18 protein-coding genes are annotated in these 20,057 nt (G+C 63.4%); 6 read left to right on the forward strand and 12 right to left on the reverse strand.

Annotated elements, in window-relative coordinates; translation table 11 throughout:
- Window positions 1–176 precede the first annotated feature (176 nt).
- Window positions 177–464 carry a DUF3653 domain-containing protein gene (locus tag V3B46_RS00005; RefSeq protein ID WP_329890728.1) on the forward strand — a complete coding sequence of 96 codons (288 nt, stop codon included), beginning with the start codon at window positions 177–179 and terminating at the stop codon, window positions 462–464.
- 88 nt (window positions 465–552) lie between these two features.
- Here the strand turns inward: V3B46_RS00005 and V3B46_RS00010 are convergent, their stop codons facing one another.
- The 5 genes from V3B46_RS00010 to V3B46_RS00030 form a co-directional block, all read right to left on the reverse strand.
- A complete protein-coding gene (locus V3B46_RS00010; RefSeq protein ID WP_189719461.1) occupies window positions 553–2,220 on the reverse strand; it encodes an ATP-binding protein in 1,668 nt (555 codons plus the stop codon).
- Window positions 2,221–2,229: 9 nt separating this feature from the next.
- Window positions 2,230–3,447, reverse strand: a complete 1,218-nt coding sequence (locus V3B46_RS00015) for a DUF4297 family anti-phage-associated protein (RefSeq protein WP_329890729.1) — start codon at window positions 3,445–3,447, stop codon at window positions 2,230–2,232.
- Window positions 3,448–3,567: 120 nt separating this feature from the next.
- Window positions 3,568–6,189 carry an AAA family ATPase gene (locus tag V3B46_RS00020; protein ID WP_329890730.1) on the reverse strand — a complete coding sequence of 874 codons (2,622 nt, stop codon included), beginning with the start codon at window positions 6,187–6,189 and terminating at the stop codon, window positions 3,568–3,570.
- The gene (locus tag V3B46_RS00025; RefSeq protein ID WP_329890731.1) at window positions 6,186–7,295 is read right to left on the reverse strand and encodes a metallophosphoesterase family protein; all 1,110 of its coding nucleotides are present in this window, start codon (window positions 7,293–7,295) and stop codon (window positions 6,186–6,188) included. Before V3B46_RS00025 ends, V3B46_RS00020 begins: the two co-directional genes overlap by 4 nt.
- Before the next feature lie 354 nt (window positions 7,296–7,649).
- The gene (locus tag V3B46_RS00030) at window positions 7,650–8,201 is read right to left on the reverse strand and encodes a cation efflux transmembrane domain-containing protein (RefSeq protein ID WP_329890732.1); all 552 of its coding nucleotides are present in this window, start codon (window positions 8,199–8,201) and stop codon (window positions 7,650–7,652) included.
- A gap of 160 nt (window positions 8,202–8,361) precedes the next feature.
- On the opposite strand from V3B46_RS00030, the gene V3B46_RS00035 reads away from it, so the two are divergent.
- Both V3B46_RS00035 and V3B46_RS00040 read left to right on the forward strand, forming a co-directional pair.
- Window positions 8,362–8,772, forward strand: coding sequence for a MerR family transcriptional regulator (locus tag V3B46_RS00035; RefSeq protein WP_180878399.1), 411 nt, complete (start codon window positions 8,362–8,364; stop codon window positions 8,770–8,772).
- 72 nt (window positions 8,773–8,844) lie between these two features.
- Window positions 8,845–10,821, forward strand: coding sequence for a TonB-dependent receptor plug domain-containing protein (locus V3B46_RS00040; protein WP_329890733.1), 1,977 nt, complete (start codon window positions 8,845–8,847; stop codon window positions 10,819–10,821).
- 142 nt (window positions 10,822–10,963) lie between these two features.
- Here the strand turns inward: V3B46_RS00040 and V3B46_RS00045 are convergent, their stop codons facing one another.
- Window positions 10,964–11,674 (reverse strand): hypothetical protein, encoded by a 711-nt coding sequence (locus V3B46_RS00045; RefSeq protein ID WP_329890734.1) that lies wholly within the window; start codon window positions 11,672–11,674, stop codon window positions 10,964–10,966.
- 163 nt (window positions 11,675–11,837) lie between these two features.
- On the opposite strand from V3B46_RS00045, the gene V3B46_RS00050 reads away from it, so the two are divergent.
- The 3 genes from V3B46_RS00050 to V3B46_RS00060 all read left to right on the forward strand — a co-directional run bounded on the left by V3B46_RS00050 (window position 11,838) and on the right by V3B46_RS00060 (window position 13,876).
- Entirely contained in the window at window positions 11,838–12,593 is a 756-nt protein-coding gene (locus V3B46_RS00050; RefSeq protein ID WP_329890735.1) for a hypothetical protein, read from the forward strand.
- Between the two features lie 455 nt (window positions 12,594–13,048).
- Window positions 13,049–13,405, forward strand: a complete 357-nt coding sequence (locus V3B46_RS00055) for a hypothetical protein (RefSeq protein ID WP_329890736.1) — start codon at window positions 13,049–13,051, stop codon at window positions 13,403–13,405.
- Entirely contained in the window at window positions 13,406–13,876 is a 471-nt protein-coding gene (locus V3B46_RS00060) for a hypothetical protein (protein ID WP_329890737.1), read from the forward strand. It begins immediately after the preceding gene.
- A gap of 90 nt (window positions 13,877–13,966) precedes the next feature.
- Here the strand turns inward: V3B46_RS00060 and V3B46_RS00065 are convergent, their stop codons facing one another.
- The 6 genes from V3B46_RS00065 to V3B46_RS00090 all read right to left on the reverse strand — a co-directional run bounded on the left by V3B46_RS00065 (window position 13,967) and on the right by V3B46_RS00090 (window position 20,014).
- Window positions 13,967–14,593: a nucleotidyltransferase family protein gene (locus tag V3B46_RS00065; protein ID WP_329890738.1), complete on the reverse strand. Its 627-nt coding sequence runs from the start codon at window positions 14,591–14,593 to the stop codon at window positions 13,967–13,969.
- Window positions 14,569–15,630: an XdhC family protein gene (locus V3B46_RS00070; protein WP_329890739.1), complete on the reverse strand. Its 1,062-nt coding sequence runs from the start codon at window positions 15,628–15,630 to the stop codon at window positions 14,569–14,571. Before V3B46_RS00070 ends, V3B46_RS00065 begins: the two co-directional genes overlap by 25 nt.
- 9 nt (window positions 15,631–15,639) lie before the next feature.
- On the reverse strand, window positions 15,640–17,844 hold the full coding sequence (gene paoC / locus V3B46_RS00075) for an aldehyde oxidoreductase molybdenum-binding subunit PaoC (RefSeq protein WP_329890740.1): 2,205 nt from the start codon (window positions 17,842–17,844) through the stop codon (window positions 15,640–15,642).
- Entirely contained in the window at window positions 17,844–18,794 is a 951-nt protein-coding gene (locus V3B46_RS00080) for an FAD binding domain-containing protein (protein WP_329890741.1), read from the reverse strand. Before V3B46_RS00080 ends, paoC begins: the two co-directional genes overlap by 1 nt.
- Entirely contained in the window at window positions 18,791–19,438 is a 648-nt protein-coding gene (gene paoA / locus V3B46_RS00085) for an aldehyde dehydrogenase iron-sulfur subunit PaoA (RefSeq protein ID WP_329890742.1), read from the reverse strand. The genes V3B46_RS00080 and paoA overlap by 4 nt, the downstream gene beginning before the upstream one ends.
- A 234-nt stretch (window positions 19,439–19,672) precedes the next feature.
- Entirely contained in the window at window positions 19,673–20,014 is a 342-nt protein-coding gene (locus V3B46_RS00090; protein ID WP_329890743.1) for a hypothetical protein, read from the reverse strand.
- Between the last annotated feature and the right edge of the window lie 43 nt (window positions 20,015–20,057).

Consider the following 20,057-nt stretch of genomic DNA (forward strand, 5'->3'; position numbering starts at 1 on the left):
TACAAGGCGGAAGCGGCTGTGCCGAACTTCGATAAGGCACACGTTGTATACATTATGCGAAATCCAGTATCCGTCGAATCTGGGCTTTTGTTGGCTCCGTGTGGCAATGGCTGGGCCTCTGGCTTGGCTCTTGCCTGCGCCCTCAGTCCCCGGCCAAGGATGAGATCGCGGCATGATTGAGTTCGACCCGCACCACCGTATTGACCTCACCGGCCCTTGGGCCGGTTTTTTCCTTCCTCGGTGATCGGCTGATCACCCCCGAAGGCCGCGAACTCCTCCCGGAAGATTTGGCCTGGCTGTCGCTGACCGCCTGCCAAGCGCAAGAATGGCGCCGAATGATGGACGCTGCTCGCTCGGCATCGTCGATCGACAGTTCCAGAAATGTGCGCAATCGGAACGCCGGCGTTCGCCATCATCCTGCCACTGTCGTCAATCTGCGGCCTGCCGCTCGACTACTGAAGTAATTTGAGCCCGACCGACACTGGCCAATCCGCAGACCGCTGTCCCAGACCGACCATAAACATTTTGCCATCTGCCGCCGCCTTCGCCTAGTTAGCGGCGCAACCACTCGTCGCGGATCTTATCGATCGCTAGATCCTTCCATTGCTCCTGCCAGAGATCCCAATAGGGAATGTCAGTCGACGCTGGAGCCACTGTGCATGCCTCGATCTGGACTACAGACGGCAGCGCGATCGATTCTCCGACCAGCAGCGCCTCCCCCTGCTTGAAAGCCGGCATCTTATCGATGAGCGTCCCCAGCGAGTCCGGCAGCAACTTACGAACGTAGCCTTGGTCGACCGGATTGGTCAGGCGCATTGCGATAAAATTGTTGCACTGTGAAAAAATCGTCTCGGAGATCTCCGAGGGCCGCTGACTCGCGAGAAGTAATGTAACGCCATATTTGCGGCCCTCCTTGGCGATGCGCTCGATCGACATCTTCGAGGCGCGGAACTTCGACAGTTCACTATTCGGCACATACTTGTGCGCCTCTTCGTAAACGAGAAGAATCGGTGCATCGTTGTTGATCTTTTCCCGCGGATCGGCGGCGCAACGCAGGCGCTTGTAGAAGTAGCCATGCTCGAAAATCAGGCGCGAGATCAGCGAGACTGTGATGCTCAAAACTTCGAACGGGACGCCGCTCAAATCGATAACGGTCACATTGTGCAGCTTGCCCGTGCTGTAGCCGAGAATGGACCGCAGCGTTTCCTCGAAAGAGATCGACTTGGATTTCTCGCCTAGGAAGAAGTCGAGGCGCCGGTCGTTGATCTTGCTCTCGAGACGGTTCACGAAGTTGGTCAGCCGCCCATAAAGGCTGCCCTGCGTGAGCTTAGGCTGCCCTGCCTTTTCCTTATTGCTCGAAGCATATACCTCTCCGGTATCGACCATCTCCGTGTTGCGATGGTTGGCGTGATCCAGAACATCGCGAATATCGAACAGGAGCGGTGTGTCCAGGTGGATCCGGTTCTTGTCGTCATCCGCTCCGGTAAAGTGCGCCTTACGGCTCTGGATCACGGCATCCTTAAACACGTTGCGCTGATTGTGATCATTCGCCTCGGTGTCGAGGAAGAACTCCTCCAACTCCTCGCCGCTCAGCATCCAGTAGGGGAGTACTAGGCTGGAGCTGTCGATGAAATTCGCTTCCGGAAAGGCCGCGCGATATTCTGAATGGATATCAAAAATGATCACGTGCGAGTTGTTCAACGTATAGTCGCCCTTAGCCCCGACCGCCTTCTGAACGATCTTTGCGACCGTGTGGGACTTGCCGGAGCCCGTGGAACCGACCACCGCGATATGCTTGTTGAAGAATTTGTTCCCGTCGACGGGAACCTCAACCTCTTTGTTCGTCGCGAGCCTCGAAAAGCAGAAGCGATCCTTCACGGGTAACGAGCTGCCATAGATCAAGCGAATATCGTCGATCGACGCCGGCTGGACCGTCTTCGGCGGGATCGCGAGGGCGTCTCCGCCGCGCTCAAACTTCTTATCGCGCAGAATGCCGAGCGGGAAAGCCTCGATCACATAGTCCTGGCTTCCGTCGTCGCGCGCCTGAATCTGGAAGTTCTCAATGATGGCGACCAGTACCGAATTCTCATTGTCGGCGATCTTTAAATATGAGCCGACGCGTAGAGATTCCTCAGCAATCCTGAAATTCTCGAGGTCATCGACGACGATCTTGACCTTGTTAGGAAAGACAGCGACGACTTCTGCTTTTACCTCACTCATAGCCACCCCCTAAATGATCTTGTCGATATCTTCGTAATTTGGAATCTGAAACCGGATGTGCCTTATAGCGCTATCACCAAATTCTTCAACGTGCTGATTGCGATAGAACTCGTAGATCTCGCGCGAGCGTCGGAACGATAGAAAGGTCTGCCTCGCCTCCGCAAGATCGCAGAATAGCCTCAGGGCCGGACCGGCTTGGGCGGATGCCGGTCGGGAGATCGACCCGGCATCGAACTTGGCACCCTTGAAATCGTAGCCGTCAACGAAGCGAACGTCTTCGTTGTGCAGCTCCTGCTTGAGACCGGCAAGTTCACTATCATCGATGCCCACGAGCAGCACGTAGGGCGAAAAGGGCTTTGCATCTCGCTTGGAGAGCTTGGAGTATTTCCGGGAGATAGTCTTCAGAAGCGTCTTGACCACGTTCCGGCTGTATTTTTCGCCAGCCGGGTGGATGATGAAAAGACGGTCGGCCGGGGAGACATTGACGCCCGCCGCGAAAAACTCGTTGCGTAGTTCGCCATAATATTTGGCCGTACCGAGCTTGGCGATGAACCACTCATCAAAAATGTAAGAAGATGTATCTATTCGCTTTATGAAGGCTGCCCTTGTCGTGGCGCGCAGAGCCTCGTCCGGCTCGATCGCCAGTTCCTTGATCACCCGCAGAGCGTTGTTATAATAGAAAAATTCTGCCACGAACGGTGAGCATCCGAACTGTTTGACAAGACTATCGATGATCGCCTGAAACTGATCCTTGAATTTCGCCGCATTCACGTCGATTGAGAGAACTTTCAGGAATTCTTCAAGCTCCGTGTCACTGACGTCAAGCTCTTCGTGTTTTTTAACCGTCTTATCTTTTGATGCAGTTGTGAGAAAATTTGTTTTGAGGAAGTTGATATCGAATGGGAGCGCCAACTTATCTTGCCCGGACGCAAAATGGCCGGTGAGCTGGTACTGGATCGTTGGCCGGCCGGCGGTCAGGCCCGCTTTATAGTGCGCGAGCATGAACATGATGGCAGGCTTGATGACCGAATGATTATATTCGGATTTCTCGTAATATTTGCACTGGACGGCAGTCGTTTCTGTAGCCGTGTGGATGTCGATATCCTCGATGCATTCGATCGATACCGAATCATTCGCACTGGATAGTCCCAGGATGCTGAGGATCGAGCGATCGAATTGATAGAAATAGCCAGTAATTGTCGAAATTGCGCTCCGATCAGCCACCATTACCCCCTGCGGTGATCTGCCGCGCGGACATCGCGTCCGCGTTCGTTCATCATCGAAATCCCCATTTTTGGATTCTCCCGTTTCTCGATGACTACATATCGGCGATTGATGACTTCATTGTCACAATGCGATCCGATTTCCAGCGACATGTCGGAAGGCGCGATCACGGCAGGTGAGAAGGACGACCTGCATGCGGGTTGCGGCCTCCGACAGAATCTCGATCATCGTGTCGAGACGGGCATCGTCGGAGTAGACCAGCGGATCGTCCAGTATCAGCGATACGGGCTTTCCCTGCTCCAACAGCATATCGGCGAATGCAATGCGCGTAAGGACAGCAAGCTGCTCTTGCGTACCGCGCGATAGGCTCGCGCAGCTTTCCTCCATGCCCGCACGGATCACGCTTTCGAGACCGAGATCCTCCGAAAAGGTGAGCTCGCATCCGGGCAGGAGACGCTCGATATGACGCTTCGCTCGCGCCGCCACCGGACCGACAAATTTGGCCGACGTCTCGTTACGGGCGGCATCGAGCGTGCTTCGCAGCACCTTCAGCGTTTGAGCTTCATCGGTGATGCGCTGAAGGGCAAGACGAGCCACCTCAACTTCCTCGGAGGCGGCAGCTGTCCGATCGGCGAGGCCGAGCCCGCCCTCGCTCTCGATAGTCCCTTCAAGGCGCGCGATATCGGTCTCCAGCCGAGTTCGGGTTTCTACGGCCGTGCGCACCCTTGCATCGATCAATTCAATCTTCCGCTCGATTGCCGCAACGTCGTGCGCAGAAGCATCGCGGAGCGCGTCTTCAACCCTGACCGAAGCCTCAGCGGCTTGCTCGCGCGCCTTGGCCAGATTTTTGGTAAGCGTCGTCCATTCAGGTCGCCGCTCGATCGCCTCAAGCGCGCTGACGGCGTTGGCAACGTCGCTCGAGGCCCTGGCTTCTGCCGTCGCAAGCGGCGCTTCCTCCTGCTCGGCGCGACGCAGGGCCTCGATGGCGCTATCCTGTGCCCCTTCGGCACGGGCTGCGGCGCTATCGGCCGTATCCATCGCCTTCGTGAGCGCCGCGATATCGGGAAGTTCCCCCTCCCCTATGGCATCTTCCGTGCCGAGCTCGGCGACGAACAGTTTGAGCGCGGCGGATCCAGCGGCAAGCTGAAGGACATCATCGGCGGGAGTGGCCGCTTCGATGCGCGCCTCCAAAGTTCGCAGCTCCGCTGCGGCATCCTTGGCAATCTCGTTGCGGGCTCTCGCGGCAGCAAGATCGACGACGCCGAGATCGTCGAGCGCCGTTTTCCGCTTACGAAGCGCAGACGCCAAGACCTCCGCGGCGCTGGTGGCAGACGCCGGCGGCGTGATCTGAAGCTCGGCGGCGCCGAAGCGGATATGAACTTCGCGATCAACGATGCGCGCGCCGATTGCCATTGGCTCGTCATCAATCGTAATTCCGTCCGCTGAGCCGGACAATGCAATCCGGGTTGCGCCGGCGTTCACCACCGCTTGCGCTTCCGCAACGGCGCGATCATGCGCTTCAAGCGACGCCAGCACTTTCGGGGCGATCGCCGTGTCGGAGAGCGCCTTCGCGGTGCTGTTTTGTTCCTCAAGCTTCAGGAGGTCGGCATGCCGCCGACGCGCGGCCTGGATCGCGGCACCACGACGGCTTTGTCGGATCCGCTCTTCGCCATCAGCCAGGGCTGTTCGTGCGGCCTGGCGGTCCGTGCGTGCGGAATCGAGTGCGGAGCGCGCATCCACCACCCTCTGCTTCGCCGCCGACAATGTGTCGATGACCCCGAGACGCTTTTCCGTTGCCTGGGTCAGCGCAACGTTGGCATCCATCCGGGCCTGCGTCGCGTCGTCGTGGCGCTGCTGGAGGTCCGCAAGCGCCTTCACCTTGCCGTTCACCGCTTCCTGCTCGGCACGACGGGTGGTGAGGATCTGGGCCGCCGCTCGTGCGATATCGAGCGAAGCAACCAGGCCGCTACGCGTCTGCGCGTCTGTGTTGTCCGACATCTCGCGCTGGATGATCTTCAGTCGGGCGCGAGTAGCCTCGACATCTGAGAAGCTGCGCTCCAGCGTGGCCAATCGATCTGCGGTTTCGCGCGCGGTAGTCTCGGCGGCCTCGAGCCGCTCACGCGCGTCGGTTTGTCGGCCACGCTTCTGGCCGGTCGGTGTCCAGTAGAGCTCATACTGAGCCTCGACCCGATCCCTGACGCGGCGATAGGCAGCGCCGCCAATGATCGATCCGACTTCCGCCTCGAGCGTGGAGGTGATGCTGTCGCGCACGATCTGGCCGGGCGCGGTCACGGACAAGGCCTCGGTCTGGGCGACCCAAAGTAAACCGAGCGCGCCATAGGTCGCGACATCGCCGCCTCGGCTCGTGTCGCGGACCGAGCCGAGCAGCGCACTCAACCGCGCCTCGGCCTCCTCCCCCTGCGCACGGCCCTGAGGCCCCGAGACCTCGACCGAGGCGCTGCGCAAGAAATGCTTGGTCACCGACCAAGACGTGCCATCGACATCGAAAGCGACCTCGACCTCAGGACTGACCGCATCGCCGTGTGGGGCGAAGGATTGGGCCAGCTGATTGCGCGTGTTGAAGCGGACGAAGAAGGCCGCGCGCAAAGCCTCGAGAAGCGTCGACTTGCCCGTCTCATTCGGCTCGATGACGATATTGAGGCCGTCGGTAAGGCCCTCGATCACGACGGGTGCGCGGAATTTCCGGAAATTCTTCACCACGATGCGACGAATGGCGAAACTCATGCCGACTCCTCCCGGCTATATTCGACGAAGAGGCGCTCAAGGGCCCGCTTCGCAATCGCCGCATCTTCGCCGCCACTTTCGATCCTGGTATTAAGCATCGCCGCCGCCGCCCCGAGCATGCCCTCGACGGCCAAGTTCGCAATGTCTTCTTCGCTCGGCCGACCCACCAGATCATCCGCGCGCACGTCGAGATACCGCAGCTGATGGCTAAGATCGTTTTCGAGTCGACCCAGCATGTCAATCCGGTCGCCGAGACTGGTGATACCAGCCAGCGTAAGGCGCAAAAGCGTTGTGGGCGCGTCGATCGCGCCGAGGAGCAAATCGCACTCGGCATCGAACGCTGCCCGGTCACTGACCATCCAGTCCCGCAAAAGCCATTGGAAGCGGCCCGTGCGGATCGGCGTGACGGACGGCTCCACACCGGGCGACAGCTCGACGACGAGGGCCTGTCCGGGATCGTCCCGCTGGAAGCGGTCGACTTCGGGCGTGCCAGCATACCAAGTACGACCATCGACGCGGAGTGCCCCGTGCCAGTCACCGAGTGCCAGATAATCGAGATTCGATCGGCGTGCGCGATCGGGCGCGATCTGGTTCCTCGTTTCGCCCTGCGAGCCGAAGTCACGGATCGAACCGTGTGCGAGACCGATACGGAGAGCCGCGCCGGGCGTCTCCATGGAGTCGAAGCGGGCGGTTGGATCTTCGAGATTGTGGCGATGCTCAAGCGGCGCGGGCAGCAGCCAGACGCCGGGGTTCATCTCGATCGGCTCGGGCTTCGACAAGATGGCGATGTTCTCGCTCGCCCGTTGACGGACGCGATCCCATAATCCGCCATTGCGGGCGAAATCATGGTTGCCTGGAAGCAGCCACCAGCGGCAGCTATGACGACTCATCCGGGATATAGCTTGGACAATCGTCCTGTCCTCCGGACCTTCGGTGTCGAAGATGTCGCCGGCAACGACGACGTGCTGTGCCCCGTGTTCGACCGCCGTGCGCCCAAGTGTATCGATTGCCTCGAACCGCGCCTCGCTGAGGCCGGCCCGGACTTCGGGCTCGAAGTACCGATACGGTTTGCCGAGTTGCCAGTCAGCAGAATGGATGAATTTCAATATGCCCCCCCGGTCAGGATTTCCCTATCCTCGCTATGCGCGGGACGTTTTGGGCCGCCGCCGGCTCGATCTTAACCGACGGGACAATGTTCGGCACCCTCAAAAAAAATACTGCTGCCCCTATGTTGGGGTCTTCCCCTAGAGTGTCACGTCGCGCTCACGCTTGCCATTCGCAGGCGATTGCCGCCCAAACTGCGAGACGATCCTGAATGACCACCTCGGGTCGAATGCAGCCCATATCTTCCCTACCCCCGATAAATCTTCCTAATCCCCTGCCCCGCTGGTGTCCGCTTTTGGCCAGTAGCGGACATCTATGCGGCACAATCGTAACCAACGCACACCTCGATCGCCCTGCTACTTCGCCGCTGCCCGCCACGCGGGCCACGCCTCCCCAATCACCCCCAACGCAGATTTCAGGAACAACAGGGCAATCACCGCGCCTGCTGCGATGTCCGGCCACCCGCTTCCGGTGAGCGCTACGCCCCCGGCAGCCACCAGTACACCGATGTTGGCGGCAACGTCATTGCGGGAGCACTCGAAAGTGCTTTTCATGTTGATGTTGAGTGCGCGGAACTGCCACAGCAATGCCAGGCACACCAGATTGGCCGCCAGCGCGATGGCGCCGAAGCCGAGCATCACGCCGCTGGAAGGGGGTACGCCGTTTGCCAGCTTGGCGATGACCTCCAGCACGATGAACACAAAGAAGCCCAGGATCAGCACCCCCTTGGCCAAGGCTGCACCGGCTTCCCAGCGCGCACCCCGGTTCACCGCCCACAGGCTCAGGCCGTACACGATGGCGTCGCCCAGCATGTCGACAGCGTCGGCCTGTAGCGCGCTTGAGCGCGCCACGATGCCTGCGCCGAATTCGATGAGGAACATCGCCAGATTGATGATCAGTACCGCCACCAGCACGCGCCGTTGCGCGCTGCGGAGTGCCAGCGTTTCCAGTTCTTGGCGCTTGTGGCCGCAGCAGTGATCCATGGGTATCTCCGGCTAGGCTTGGCCTGGGCTTGAACAGAGGCGGGGCAGCTGTTATCAACCCTGTAGCCCCTACAAGGTCAAGCCCATGTCCGCCCACCTCACCATCGGCCAGCTGGCCCGCCAGACCGGCACCAAGGCCGAGACCATCCGCTATTACGAAAAGATCGGCCTGCTTCAGCCACCGCTGCGGTCGGACGGCAATTACCGTTACTACAGCGCACAGGACCAGCGGCGGCTGTCATTCGTGCGCCGGGCCCGTGAGCTGGGCTTTTCCATTGAGCAGATCCGCGAGCTGATCGCCTTTGGTGAGCAGCGCGAACACGAATGCAGCTCGGTGGACGACGTGGTGAAGGCGCATATCGCCGACATCGCGCGACGGATCCGCGACCTGCAGGCGCTGCAGGGCGAACTGCAGCGGATGATCGGCAATTGCCCGGGCGGGCGCGTAGCCGATTGCAGGGTGCTGGAAGCACTTCAGCCGAAGGCCGCCGCTTGACCTTGTAGCTGCATCAAGGTTTACAAGACCGGGCTACTTCGCCACCGCGCGGCCTGCCCGCCCTGACGACCCATGACCCTGTTTCCCCATCCGCTTGCCCTGGCGTTGAGCGCCGCCCTGCTGTCCGCCGTCGCCCAGGCCGGTGCGCATGAACCACCCACCGCGCACGACGACCACCACGATGAGGCGGTGAAGCTGGATGCGGTGGTGGTGCAGTCCACCCGGTTAGGGCGTCGCGTTTCCGACGAACCGGTCCGAGTGGACGTCGTATCGCAGGAGGAGATCGAAGAGAAGCTGCTGATGTCGCCGGGCAACGTCTCCATGCTTGTGGCCGAGACGGCGGGCGTGCGGGTGCAGAACACCTCGCCGGGCATGGGGGCATCGAACATCCGCATCCAGGGCATGCGCGGCCGGTATACCCAGCTGCTGGCCGATGGCCTGCCGCTGTACGGCGGCCAGTCATCGTCCATCGGCCTGCTGCAGATTCCCCCGACGGACCTGGGCAGTGTCGAGATCATCAAGGGCGGCGCATCGGCGTTGTACGGCCCGGCAGCGTTGGGCGGCGTGGTGAACCTGATATCGCGCCGGCCCAAGGAGACCGCCGAGGCTGAAATGCTGCTCAATGCCACCAGCCGCGGCGGCCAGGACGTGACCGGCTATGCAGCCGGGCCGCTGGCCGAGCGCTGGGGCCTGTCGGTGGTGGGTGGCTACCATCGACAGGACCGCCAGGACCTGGACGGCGACGGCTGGGCTGACATTCCCGGCTACGAGCGAGCCACGGTCCGGCCGCGCCTGTTCTGGGAATCGGACAATGGAGCGCGTGCACTGCTGACGGCAGGCGCAACGCGCGAGAGTCGGCTGGGCGGGACGCTGCCCGGTCAGCTGGCGCCCGATGGGCAGCCCTTCGCTCTCACACAGCGCACGAAGCGCGTTGACGCCGGCGCCGTGGTCGATGTTCCGGTGCGCGAGAGCGACCGCCTGCAGCTGCGCGCATCGGCCATGTCCACCGATCACGACCACGGGTATGGCCCTGAGCAGGACAACGACACTCATCAGACCGGATTTGCCGAAGTGAGCTATGCGTCCGGAGCTGGCGCCACCAGCTGGCTGGCGGGCATTGCCGCGCAGCAGGACCGGTTCCGTTCCGCGCGATACCCGCAGTTCGATTACCGCTACACCGTGCCCGCCCTGTTCGTGCAGGCCGAGCAGGCGCTGCGCGATGACCTTACGCTTTCCGGCAGTGCGCGTTGGGATGACCACAGCGCCTATGGCGGGCACGTCAGCCCCCGCATATCGCTGTTGTTCCGCCCTGACGAGTGGACCCTGCGTGCCTCGATCGGCAGAGGCTTCTACGCGCCTACGCCCTTCGTCGAGCAGATCGAGGCCGCTGGCCTGTCACGTTTGGAGCCGCTCAGCGGCCTTCGTGCAGAGATCGCTACCACCGGGTCCATCGATGCTGGCTATGTGCATGGCCCCTGGGAGTTGAACCTCAGCGTGTTCGCATCCGACATCGACCATGCGGTACGCCTGGTGGGGTCTGCGACCGCCCCGGGAGAACGCGTGCAACTGGTCAATGTGGAGGGCGTTACCCGCACCCGTGGCAGTGAACTTCTGCTGCGCTACCGCTGGGAGGACATCACGGTGACCGGCAGCTACGTCTACACCGATGCGCGCGAGCCCGGCGAGGAAGGCGCAGGCCGACGCCTGGTCTCGCTTACGCCCCGGCACAGCGCAGGCCTGGTTGCCATGTGGGAGCAGCATGACCGTGGCCGCGTAGGGCTCGAAGCCTACTACACCGGCATCCAGGCGCTGGACGACAATCCCTGGCGTCGACGCAGCCGGCCGTATCTGGAAGTGGGTGCACTGGGGGAGGTTGTGCTGGGAAGAGTCAGCCTGTTCCTCAACCTGGAAAACATTCTCAACGTCCGTCAGAGCGGCTATAACCCGATGCTGCGCCCTCGCCGCGCCGACGATGGCCAGTGGACCGTGGATGCATGGGCACCGCTGCAGGGGTTTGTGGTGAATGGCGGCGTGAGGTTGAAGTTCTAGCGTGTAATCCAACGCCCTTGGCCGATGTCTGCTTCCGGCCGGCGTCCGACATCCACCCTACCCTCGATAAACATCCCTTATCGCTACTCCCCGTACTGAAGTGCACTGCCACTTTCAGCTTGGCGCTCGCCGAGATCCAGCCCTATGGGGCTGCCGAAACAGGAATCACACTCTTTCGCAGAATCTCCAACCTCCCAACATCGCCAACAGGCACAAGCACTGTAGCCTTCCGCGCCGGGTCCCACAGTGCATAGCTGTCACCAAGACGACCAATCAGGCTTAGGTCGCCCTGCACCTTTCCATCAACAGTCACAGCCGTCACGTGCTTGCCTCCGCCATAGGAAATCTTCTCGGCACGCTGGGAGCCAAGCATGCTTGAAGCTATCGAGACGTAGACCAGCATCACCAAGGCGTAGATCAGCCATGGGGAATCTTTCACTGCGGTGGGCACCACCGGCGAAAGATGCACGATCAACGCACAGATGACCGTCAGAAGAATCCCTATCAGAAGAGGCCACGTGTTCGACCACCAAAGCAGCAGCCCTAGGGCAGTGAAGAAAAGCACTGGAAACAGCCATGCGAACAGCTTGCTTTTGGAGCTGCCGCTCGTGACCTTCATTTCCACCCAGCCGCCTAACAGCGAGGCCAGCAGTATGAGAAATAACACCATGCCCATCCCAGCAAGCCCTGCCAGCGCAAGCTCACTCACCGCAACAAACTGAAAGGGATCCAGACCGAAGTGCCCCCAATACGCCTTCAGATAGAAGGCCCCTTGAATCAATCCGAACGTGACGAGCGCCGAACCCCATCCAGCAACATCAGCCATCGTTAGCGTCTTCTGCGTACGTTCCATGTATCCCCTTCCGTCAATGCAGCTCGCTGCATAGTGACATGTAGCGCTCCACCTCGCAGAATCCAACCAATTAACGTGACGCGTCACGCCAAGTCGCCCACCCATTGGCGCCCCACCCCACGCCCACTATAGTGCCAACCCCCACACGGACGAGGCGGCACTCATGCCCTATATCGGAATCGGACTCCACATACTGGCAGCCATCTACTTCGCGGTGCACGCCATCCGCTCAGGCCAGAGCCTCTACTGGCTCATCCTGCTCTTCTCGTTCCCGCTGCTGGGCAGCGTCGTCTATTTCCTGGCGATCTACTTTCCGGAAGCCCGTCACTCGCGCGGCGCCCGGCAGGTCGTCCGTTCCGCCAAGCAGCTCATGGACCCGGGCCAGGACCTGCGCAATGCTCGCGCCGAGCTGGCGCGCACGCCTACCGTGCAGAACCGTGTTCGCCTGGGCATGACGCTGCTGGATGCTGGCCAGGCGGAGGAAGCCAGAACCCTGCTTGAGCAGGCCGCAAGCTCGCCACTGGGTGACGACCCCTACATCCTTACTGGTCTGGCACGTGCCCGCCTGGAGTCCGGATACGCCGCACTTGCAGTCGAGACGCTGGACGGCCTGTTCGCCCGCCATCCGGACGTGCGCCGCAAGCCGGAGCAGTCGCTGCTTTACGCGCAGGCATTGGCAACCGCCCATGCCCCCGGCACTCGCGCCGCATTCGAGCGCGCTGTGGAATGCGGAAACGATGCGGCCGCCCGCTGCCTCTACGCCGAGTGGCTGATGGCACAACCGCAGCCCACCGACCGCGAGCAGGCCCGTAGCCTGTTCGCCAGCATCATCGACGATGCCCAGCACTGGTCGCGCCACGCGCGGAGCCACAATGCCGCCTGGCTGGAGCGGACCAAGGCCGCGTTGAAGGGCTACTGACGCCTGGCGGCCTTTGGCAATCCTGTCGCATCCGCCTCGCTCACGGCTCCACCGGGCGGATGCCGACACTCGTCAGGCTTGCACCACCGACATCGACAACAGCCTTGCGGCGCAAGGCTCCGGCCTCATTGAGCCGTATGCAACGATTCTGAAAATGTTGAATGTGGTGACGGCATCGGCCTTACTGCATTGGCATCGCGCACAGCCGGGCGTATTCCTCTCCGTGCCACCGAAAACAGGTGGCCGGGATTCGAAACCCCGGTAGTTCGCTGAAGTAAACGCTTGCCAGCCGGCATCACCCTGTGTGGTGCCGGCTGGCAATCCGTCGGCCGGCTATGGCGGGCGGTGCGTGGAGGCCTTGTGCCTGCCGGTTTAGCGAACACCGGGTTTCGAACCTCGCACCGTCCGCCACCTTTATCGGTGGCGGCTTCTGCATGCACGCAAGGAGCCCAGCCATGACCCCGCCCCACTCCCCTGCCCCGCATCCGATCCACGACGCGCCCGCCAACGGTCCCGCGCTGGATCCGAACACGCTCATCGCCCTGCTGCACAGCATCGGCTCCGGCGCTGCGTCCGATGGCCAGCCCTGGCCAGAGCGCCACCAAATGCCGGGCCGACGCATCGCCCTGGCAGACACCGATTGCTCGTTGGCCGGCCTTCGCGTAGTGCTGGAAATCCTGTTGGCCGCACAACGCGCCCGCGAGAACGGCGAGTTGGAGCAATACGTCGGCCCGCGCGTCATGGAGGGGCTGATCATGGCCGGGCTGGGCTTGGTGGCGCACGCCAGTACACGGGTACGCCCGGACGGCTGAGTGACGCGGCATCGCTGGGCGGCCACCGCGCTCTGTCTCGTCGCGGTGGTTGCGGCACAGGCGCAGTGGCCGGCGCCACCGGTGCCCTCGCCTGTCGGGTTCCAACGCATCAACGACGATCGATTCTCACAACTGCGCCGCCAGGCGATGCAGTTCGTGGAGTCTCGGCCACGACAGGGCTTCCAGTTCGTCGAGCGGCATCGAGATGCCGACTTCCAGGTTCATTGCCGAAGCGTACCAGTGCTGTGGCTGGAGAGGCGCTCGAAACATCTGCTGTTGCAGGTCTCACTGGACGCGGAGCAGCGGGCGCCCGCCGTTGTGCAGTTGCGGGCGCTCCTCCAATGGCAGCTGCAACCGTTGGGCCACTTGGAGCAGGTACTGGCTGGCGTGCCGGAACCTGTTCTGTTGGATCGGGTGCTGCAGATGTTCGCGGGCGAGGTGCAGGAGGGGGTGAGATGTGGCATGCCGTAGCCGAGCCTGGCTCGGCTCTAGAGAGCCGCGGCTGCGAGGGTTCGGGGCTAGTCACCTGCGCGGCGGGCATTGGTCCAGTGATCACGCGACTCACCTCACGGCATCGATCCATCCCGCAAGGCGCGCACGCGCGAGATCTTCTGGCGTGTCGATATCCAGGCCCAGCTCCGGCGCTTGAAGGGCATGCACGGCATCGATGGGAAGTTGCCTCAAGCGCGCTCCGAAGCCGCGGTCACCGCTTGCACCCACCTGATTGAACCATGCGCGCGGCACCACTGCAGGAACGCCAAGGGCGTTTGCGTGACGGGTGCCAGCGCACCCTGACGCCGAGGCGCGGGCACCCGAAAGCAACGCATGCAGATGGGAGTGCTCGATCGCGGGCTGGTCGCATGCCACGACCATCACGGCAGCCACCGCGGGCAGCAGGTGTGTGCCAGCAACCTGCAGGCTGCTGGCCAAGCCGCTTTCCCAGTGGTGGTTGGTTACCGGGGTGGCATCCAGCCCGGCAATGCTGGATGTCACGGCCTGTGCGTTCGCGCCCACCACCACCAGCACCTGCGAAGGCGCGAGCTCCAAGGCCAACCGCACTACGCGATGTACAAGGGTCTCGCCCTGCCGGGTCAGCAGCTGCTTGGGCTGGCCAAGCCGGGTGCTCCCGCCCGCAGCAAGCACGACGACTGCATGCGCGGCGGTCACGTGCCGGCGGTGCTTCGCCATTGCTGCAGCTGCGCCGCGATGCTGAGCGAAATCGCCTCCGGTCCCCGCCCGCCGATGTTGAGGCCGATGGGCGATCGAAGTCTGGAAGACAGGCGGTGGCGCTGATCCGGTGTCAGCAGCTTGAACAGATCCTCACGCCTTCGCCGCGGACCCAGAAGTCCAATGAAGGCAACCTCGGTATCGGCCAGGGCCACCAGCGCCTCGCGGTCCAGTTCGAAATCGTGATGCATCACCAGTACCGCGTCGCACGGGTCGGCATGGAGGGCCTCGGCCGGGCTGGCCTGGAGATGCGCATCCGCGCCCTGCCCCGCTGAGGCCCAGCGCGCCCGCCGTTCGGCCACGCCGACCCGCCATCCCAGGCCCCGCAGTAACGGAACCAGGAAGGGCGTTTCGGGACCGCCCCCCAACACCAGGGCCCGCGGAAGCCGGGGCAAGGGCAAACGCCACGCTGCTTCTCCAAAGGGCTGCGTGCCGTCCATCGGGTGCAGCTGCCATGCCTGCTCGCGATGGCCGGCGCGGAAAACGATCTGCCCCGACGTGCGAAGGTCGCGCTGGAGTGACACACCTTCGCGCAACCAAGCCTCGATCACGTCGTCGATGCCGGACATGGCACGCAATGGCAGGAGCGCAATCCGAAGTCGGCCGCGGCAGCCGAGCGCGGACCCACTCAACAGATCGTCGTCACTGCGGGTGTCGATCTCGATCCAGTCGACCTGCCCTGCCGCGCTCACCTGCTCCGCGCGTCGCGCGAGCTCGGGCTCCAGGCATCCGCCGCTGAGCCAGCCGACCTGGCTGCCGTTGCAGAACAGCACCATGTCGCCGGAACCGGCGTAGGTGGAGCCATCGGTTTCCAGCACCAGCGCGAGCACGGCGTGCTCGCCCGCGCGCAGGTGCGTCAACGCCGCCTCGAGCACGCCGCGCGGGCTGCCTTCGGTGAGGAAGCCCGGCGCTGCGGACAGGTGTCCGGCAGGATCCCTGGGTTCCACTCCCTCTGCCGCAGAGGGCTCCAGGACGGGTGAGGCCACGGGTCGGTCCATGCGCAAGGGTCAGCCCACGTCGGGCAAGCCGGGCAACAGCTTGTCCAGGGTGATGGGATAGTTGCGCACGCGCACACCGGTGGCGTTGTAGACCGCATTGGCGATCGCGGCACCGACCCCACAGATGCCCAGCTCACCCACGCCCTTGGCCTTCATCGGCGAGATCACCGGGTCCAGCGTGTCGAGGAAGACCACTTCCTGATACGGAATGTCGGCGTGCACGGGAACCTCGTAGCCCGCAAGGTCGTGGTTGATGAACAAGCCAAGCCGCTTGTCGACCACCAGTTCCTCCATCAGGGTCGCGCCCGCACCCATCACCATCCCGCCGATGACCTGACTGCGTGCGGACAGAGGATTGAGGATCCGGCCGCCATCGCATACGGCCAGCATGCGGCGAATGCGCGTCTCTCCGGTGTAGGCATGCACGGCGACCTCGCAGAAATGCGCTGCATAGGTGCCGACGTCGTACCCCTGCTTGAACTTGCCGAAGGCAATGCCGTCCTCTGCCGAAAGCGTGCCCGCTTCGGCCAGGTCGATGGTCCGCCCACCCGCTTGGATGTGGCCATTGGCGAAGTTTGCGGTGTCGCCGTCGAAGCCCAGTTTCTCGCCCACCTTGCGGCGCAGGCTGACGCACGCCGCGTACACGCCTGCGGTGGAGCTTGCCGCGCCCCACTGGCCGCCGGAACCGGCGGAGGCCGGATGGCGGGAGTCGCCGAGGGTGACCTGGACCCGGTCCAGCGGCACGCCCATGGTCTCGGCCGCCGTCTGCGCGATGATTGTGTAGGAGCCGGTGCCGATGTCGGTCATGTCGGTTTCCACGATCACCCCACCCTGGCCATCAAGCCGGACCCGCGCCGCCGACTTCATCGTGGGTGCGCCGCGATAGCCTGCGGACACGCCCATGCCGACCAGCCAGTGCCCTTCCCTTACCTGCGCCGGCTTGGCGTTGCGCTTGTTCCAGTTGAAGCGTTCCGCGCCCTCGCGCAGGCAGCGCACCAGGTTGCGGTCGGAGAACTTCTTGCTCGGATCGCCGGGTACGACCTCGGGTTCGTTGAGGATGCGGAATGCGATGGGGTCGAGGCCCAGCTTCTCGGCCATTTCGTCCATCGCCACTTCCAGCGCCATGTGGCCCGGCGCTTCGCCCGGCGCGCGCATCGCATTGCCTTCGGGCATGTCGAGCGTGGCGATGTAGTTGGCCACCAGGCGGTTGGCGCCTGCATAGAGTTTGGGCGTCTGCAGGGTACCGTTCTCGCCGTCCTCGCCGTTGATGTTGCCCGACCAGTTCTCATGGGCGATGGCGGAGATCCTGCCGTCCTTCGCGCAACCGATCCGGACGCGTTGGATGGTCGCGTGCCGGTGCGTGGTGTTGTTGGGCATCAATGGGCGTTGCAGCGCGATCTTCACCGGTCGCCCGACCTGCTTGGCCGCCAGCGCGGCCAGCACTGCATCGGCGCGGATGAACAGCTTGCCGCCGAAGCCGCCGCCGATATAGGGCGAGTCCACGCGCACCTTGTCGGGATCGATGCCGAGGATCGCGGCCATGCCCTGCTTGGCCCAGTCGATCATCTGGTTCGCCGTCCACAGGGTGAGCGTGTCGCCTTCCCAGGCGGCGATGGTGGCGTGCGGCTCCATCATCGAATGACTTTCGTCGGAGGTGTGGTAGGTCTCGTCGAGCTTGACCGCAGCGCTCGCGTAGGCAGTGTCGAAATCGCCCAGCGCCTGCCGGTCGGGCTTGCCGTCGCGCCCCTTTGCCAGCGGCGCGGACGGCGCCAGCGCCGGGAAATCGAAGCGCCCCTTGCCGCGCTCGTAACGGGTGCGGATCAGCGCCGCAGCGGCGCGGGCCTGCTCGAAGGTCTCTGCTACCACGCAGGCAATGGCCTGGTGGTAATGGGCGACCTCGGACCCGCCGAACAGCGGCGCGTTGTTCCAGTTCGATTTGCCGACCGGCTTGGTTTCCGGTGCGGTGATGACCGCCAGCACGCCGGGAGCGGAACGTGCGCGGGAGGCATCCATCGAAATGATGCGCCCCTTGCCGATGCCCGCGCCGACGATGTAGCCGTAGACCTGGTTCGGCGCCACGTCATGGCGCTCGTAGGCATAGGGGGCGGTGCCGGTGGTCTTGCGGGGGCCGTCGATGCGCGGCGTCGACTTGCCGACGACCTTGGCCTTGTCGAACAGGTTGTCACCGGCGGGGGCGTTGAATTCAAGGGCCATCAGCGCTCTCCTTCGGCCAGCACGGCGGCGAGGGTGCGCTCGGCGAGCGCGATCTTGAACGCGTTCTCCCGCGTTGGACGGGCACCGGCGAACACCTGTTGGGTCGCGGCCTTGACGCTCTCGCGCAGCAGGGGTTCGGCTGCCTCGATGCGCCACGGCTTCGGCGCGACCCCACCGAAGGCGAACCGCGCCGAGCCGTCACGCTGCACGACCGCGGCGACCGACACCAATGCGAACGCATAGGACGCGCGGTCACGTACCTTGTGGTACACGTGCCGGCCGCCCAGCGGTTCCGGCAGCGTGACGTGGGTGATCAGCTCACCGCGCTGCAGCACGTTGTCCTGCTGTGGCTTGTCGCCCGGGGAACGATGGAAATCGGCAATCGGAATGCTGCGCGTGCTGCCGTCACCCTTGACGGTCTGGACAGAGGCGTCCAGCACGCGCAGCGCCACCGCCATGTCGCCCGGATAGGTCGCGATGCAGCTGTCCGAGGTACCGATCACGCCCATCTGCCGGGAAAACCCTTCGAGCGCGCCGCAGCCTGATCCGGGCAGGCGCTTGTTGCAGGGCAGATGGGGGTCGTAGAAGTACGGACAGCGGGTGCGCTGCAGCAGGTTGCCGCCGGTGGTGGCCTTGTTGCGCAGCTGCCCGGACGCACCTGCCACGATCGCGCGGGTCAACACTGCGTAGTCGCGGCGCACGCGCTCATGCGAGGCCAGCGCGGTATTGGTGACCAGCGTGCCGATGCGCAGACCGCCGTCGTGGGTGGGTTCGATCCTGTCCAGGCCGATGTCCTGCACGTCGACCAGGTGCGTGGGCGTCTCGACCTCCAGCTTCATCAGGTCGAGCAGGTTGGTTCCTCCCGCCAGGAACTTCGCGCCCTCGGTGCCGGCGACGGCCCTGGCGGCCTCGGCCGGGGATTTCGCGCGTTCGTAACTGAAGGCCCTCATGAGCGCCTCCCCGCAGCGGGCACGCCAGCGACCTCTGCCATCGCCTCGGCAATGTTGGAATAGGCGCCGCAGCGGCAGAGGTTGCCGCTCATGCGTTCGCGCATTTCCATGTTGGTGGCCCGGGGCCGTGCGCTGATATCGGCCTGCACATGGCTGGGGACACCCCGCTTGATCTCGTCCAGTACCGCCACCGCCGAACAGATCTGCCCTGGCGTGCAGTACCCGCACTGGTAGCCGTCATGCTTGATGAAGGCGGCCTGCATCGGATGCAGGTCATCAGGGGTTCCGAGGCCTTCGATGGTGGTGATGGCATCGCCCTGGTGCTGCACTGCCAGGCTGAGGCAGGCATTGATGCGTTCACCGTTGACCAGCACGGTACAGGCACCGCATTGACCGTGGTCGCAGCCCTTCTTGGTGCCGGTCAGCTTCAGATGTTCGCGCAGGGCGTCGAGCAGCGTGGTCCGCGTGTCGAGCTCAAGCTCCCGGCGCGCGCCGTTGACGGTCAACGCCACCGTGCTGATGACCGGCGGCCTGGGCGGCGGGGACGCCGCCAGTTCGGCGGCGAGCGATGACGCCCCCGGTGCGGCGGACATCGCTACGGTCGTGGCGCCGCCGGCGATCACCTGGCGACGCGTCAGCTTCATTCCTTCGTCCCAACTTGGCACAGTGACCTCCTGGCGTTCGGGGAAACCCCGTGGCTGGATGGACGCGCTCAGACTACCCAAGGGGCACTATGCCCGGCTGGGTAGTACAGATCTGTGAAGCCTGTCCAGGGTGTGCCGGGATCGTCGGCCGAGCCTACTGGCCGGTCATCTTCAACGCCGCCTCTGGCAAACGTGCGCCTGGTGGACGGCGTATCGATGCCCAGGTAAAGCCGCTCAGAAAGGCCCACGGCGTGCCGTGGGCTGGTCTGCGGAACTGCGCCATGCGGCGCTCGGATACGGTGCCGCGTCAGAGGGGTACCCCAGATTGGGATCGAACGGGCCGAGCATCCAGCCGAGGCTCTTGAAGTAGTCACGTGCGAGAAAGTACAGGAAGACAAACATCCCCGTGAGTACGCTCGCCAGCAGCAGGTACCCGCCGTTGTGCATGCGCCACTGCCCGGCGATGCCTCGCCAGTCTGACCATCGGGATACCGCAGGCACCGGCGCGGCCAGCCATCGGGCAAGATCCTGGCGGCACATGCGAAGGCTGAGCATGGCTGAATAGGGTTCTGACACGGCGGTCCTTCCTCCGGTCTGCGTCTGCAGATGGGCTTGTAGC

The sequence above is a fragment of the Stenotrophomonas sp. SMYL11 genome (assembly GCF_036320005.1).
GTDB classification, from domain to species: domain Bacteria; phylum Pseudomonadota; class Gammaproteobacteria; order Xanthomonadales; family Xanthomonadaceae; genus Stenotrophomonas; species Stenotrophomonas maltophilia_A.

What these genes read in the sequence shown, in the direction of transcription:
- paoA (WP_329890742.1), bottom strand. Translation starts at nt 19,438, where the DNA reads ATGAAGCTGACGCGTCGCCAGGTGATCGCCGGCGGCGCCACGACCGTA.
- V3B46_RS00055 (WP_329890736.1), top strand. Translation starts at nt 13,049, where the DNA reads ATGACCCCGCCCCACTCCCCTGCCCCGCATCCGATCCACGACGCGCCC.
- paoC (WP_329890740.1), bottom strand. Translation starts at nt 17,844, where the DNA reads ATGGCCCTTGAATTCAACGCCCCCGCCGGTGACAACCTGTTCGACAAG.
- V3B46_RS00020 (WP_329890730.1), bottom strand. Translation starts at nt 6,189, where the DNA reads ATGAGTTTCGCCATTCGTCGCATCGTGGTGAAGAATTTCCGGAAATTC.
- V3B46_RS00070 (WP_329890739.1), bottom strand. Translation starts at nt 15,630, where the DNA reads ATGGACCGACCCGTGGCCTCACCCGTCCTGGAGCCCTCTGCGGCAGAG.
- V3B46_RS00015 (WP_329890729.1), bottom strand. Translation starts at nt 3,447, where the DNA reads ATGGTGGCTGATCGGAGCGCAATTTCGACAATTACTGGCTATTTCTAT.
- V3B46_RS00040 (WP_329890733.1), top strand. Translation starts at nt 8,845, where the DNA reads ATGACCCTGTTTCCCCATCCGCTTGCCCTGGCGTTGAGCGCCGCCCTG.
- V3B46_RS00080 (WP_329890741.1), bottom strand. Translation starts at nt 18,794, where the DNA reads ATGAGGGCCTTCAGTTACGAACGCGCGAAATCCCCGGCCGAGGCCGCC.
- V3B46_RS00010 (WP_189719461.1), bottom strand. Translation starts at nt 2,220, where the DNA reads ATGAGTGAGGTAAAAGCAGAAGTCGTCGCTGTCTTTCCTAACAAGGTC.
- V3B46_RS00050 (WP_329890735.1), top strand. Translation starts at nt 11,838, where the DNA reads ATGCCCTATATCGGAATCGGACTCCACATACTGGCAGCCATCTACTTC.
- V3B46_RS00065 (WP_329890738.1), bottom strand. Translation starts at nt 14,593, where the DNA reads ATGGCGAAGCACCGCCGGCACGTGACCGCCGCGCATGCAGTCGTCGTG.
- V3B46_RS00045 (WP_329890734.1), bottom strand. Translation starts at nt 11,674, where the DNA reads ATGGAACGTACGCAGAAGACGCTAACGATGGCTGATGTTGCTGGATGG.
- V3B46_RS00035 (WP_180878399.1), top strand. Translation starts at nt 8,362, where the DNA reads ATGTCCGCCCACCTCACCATCGGCCAGCTGGCCCGCCAGACCGGCACC.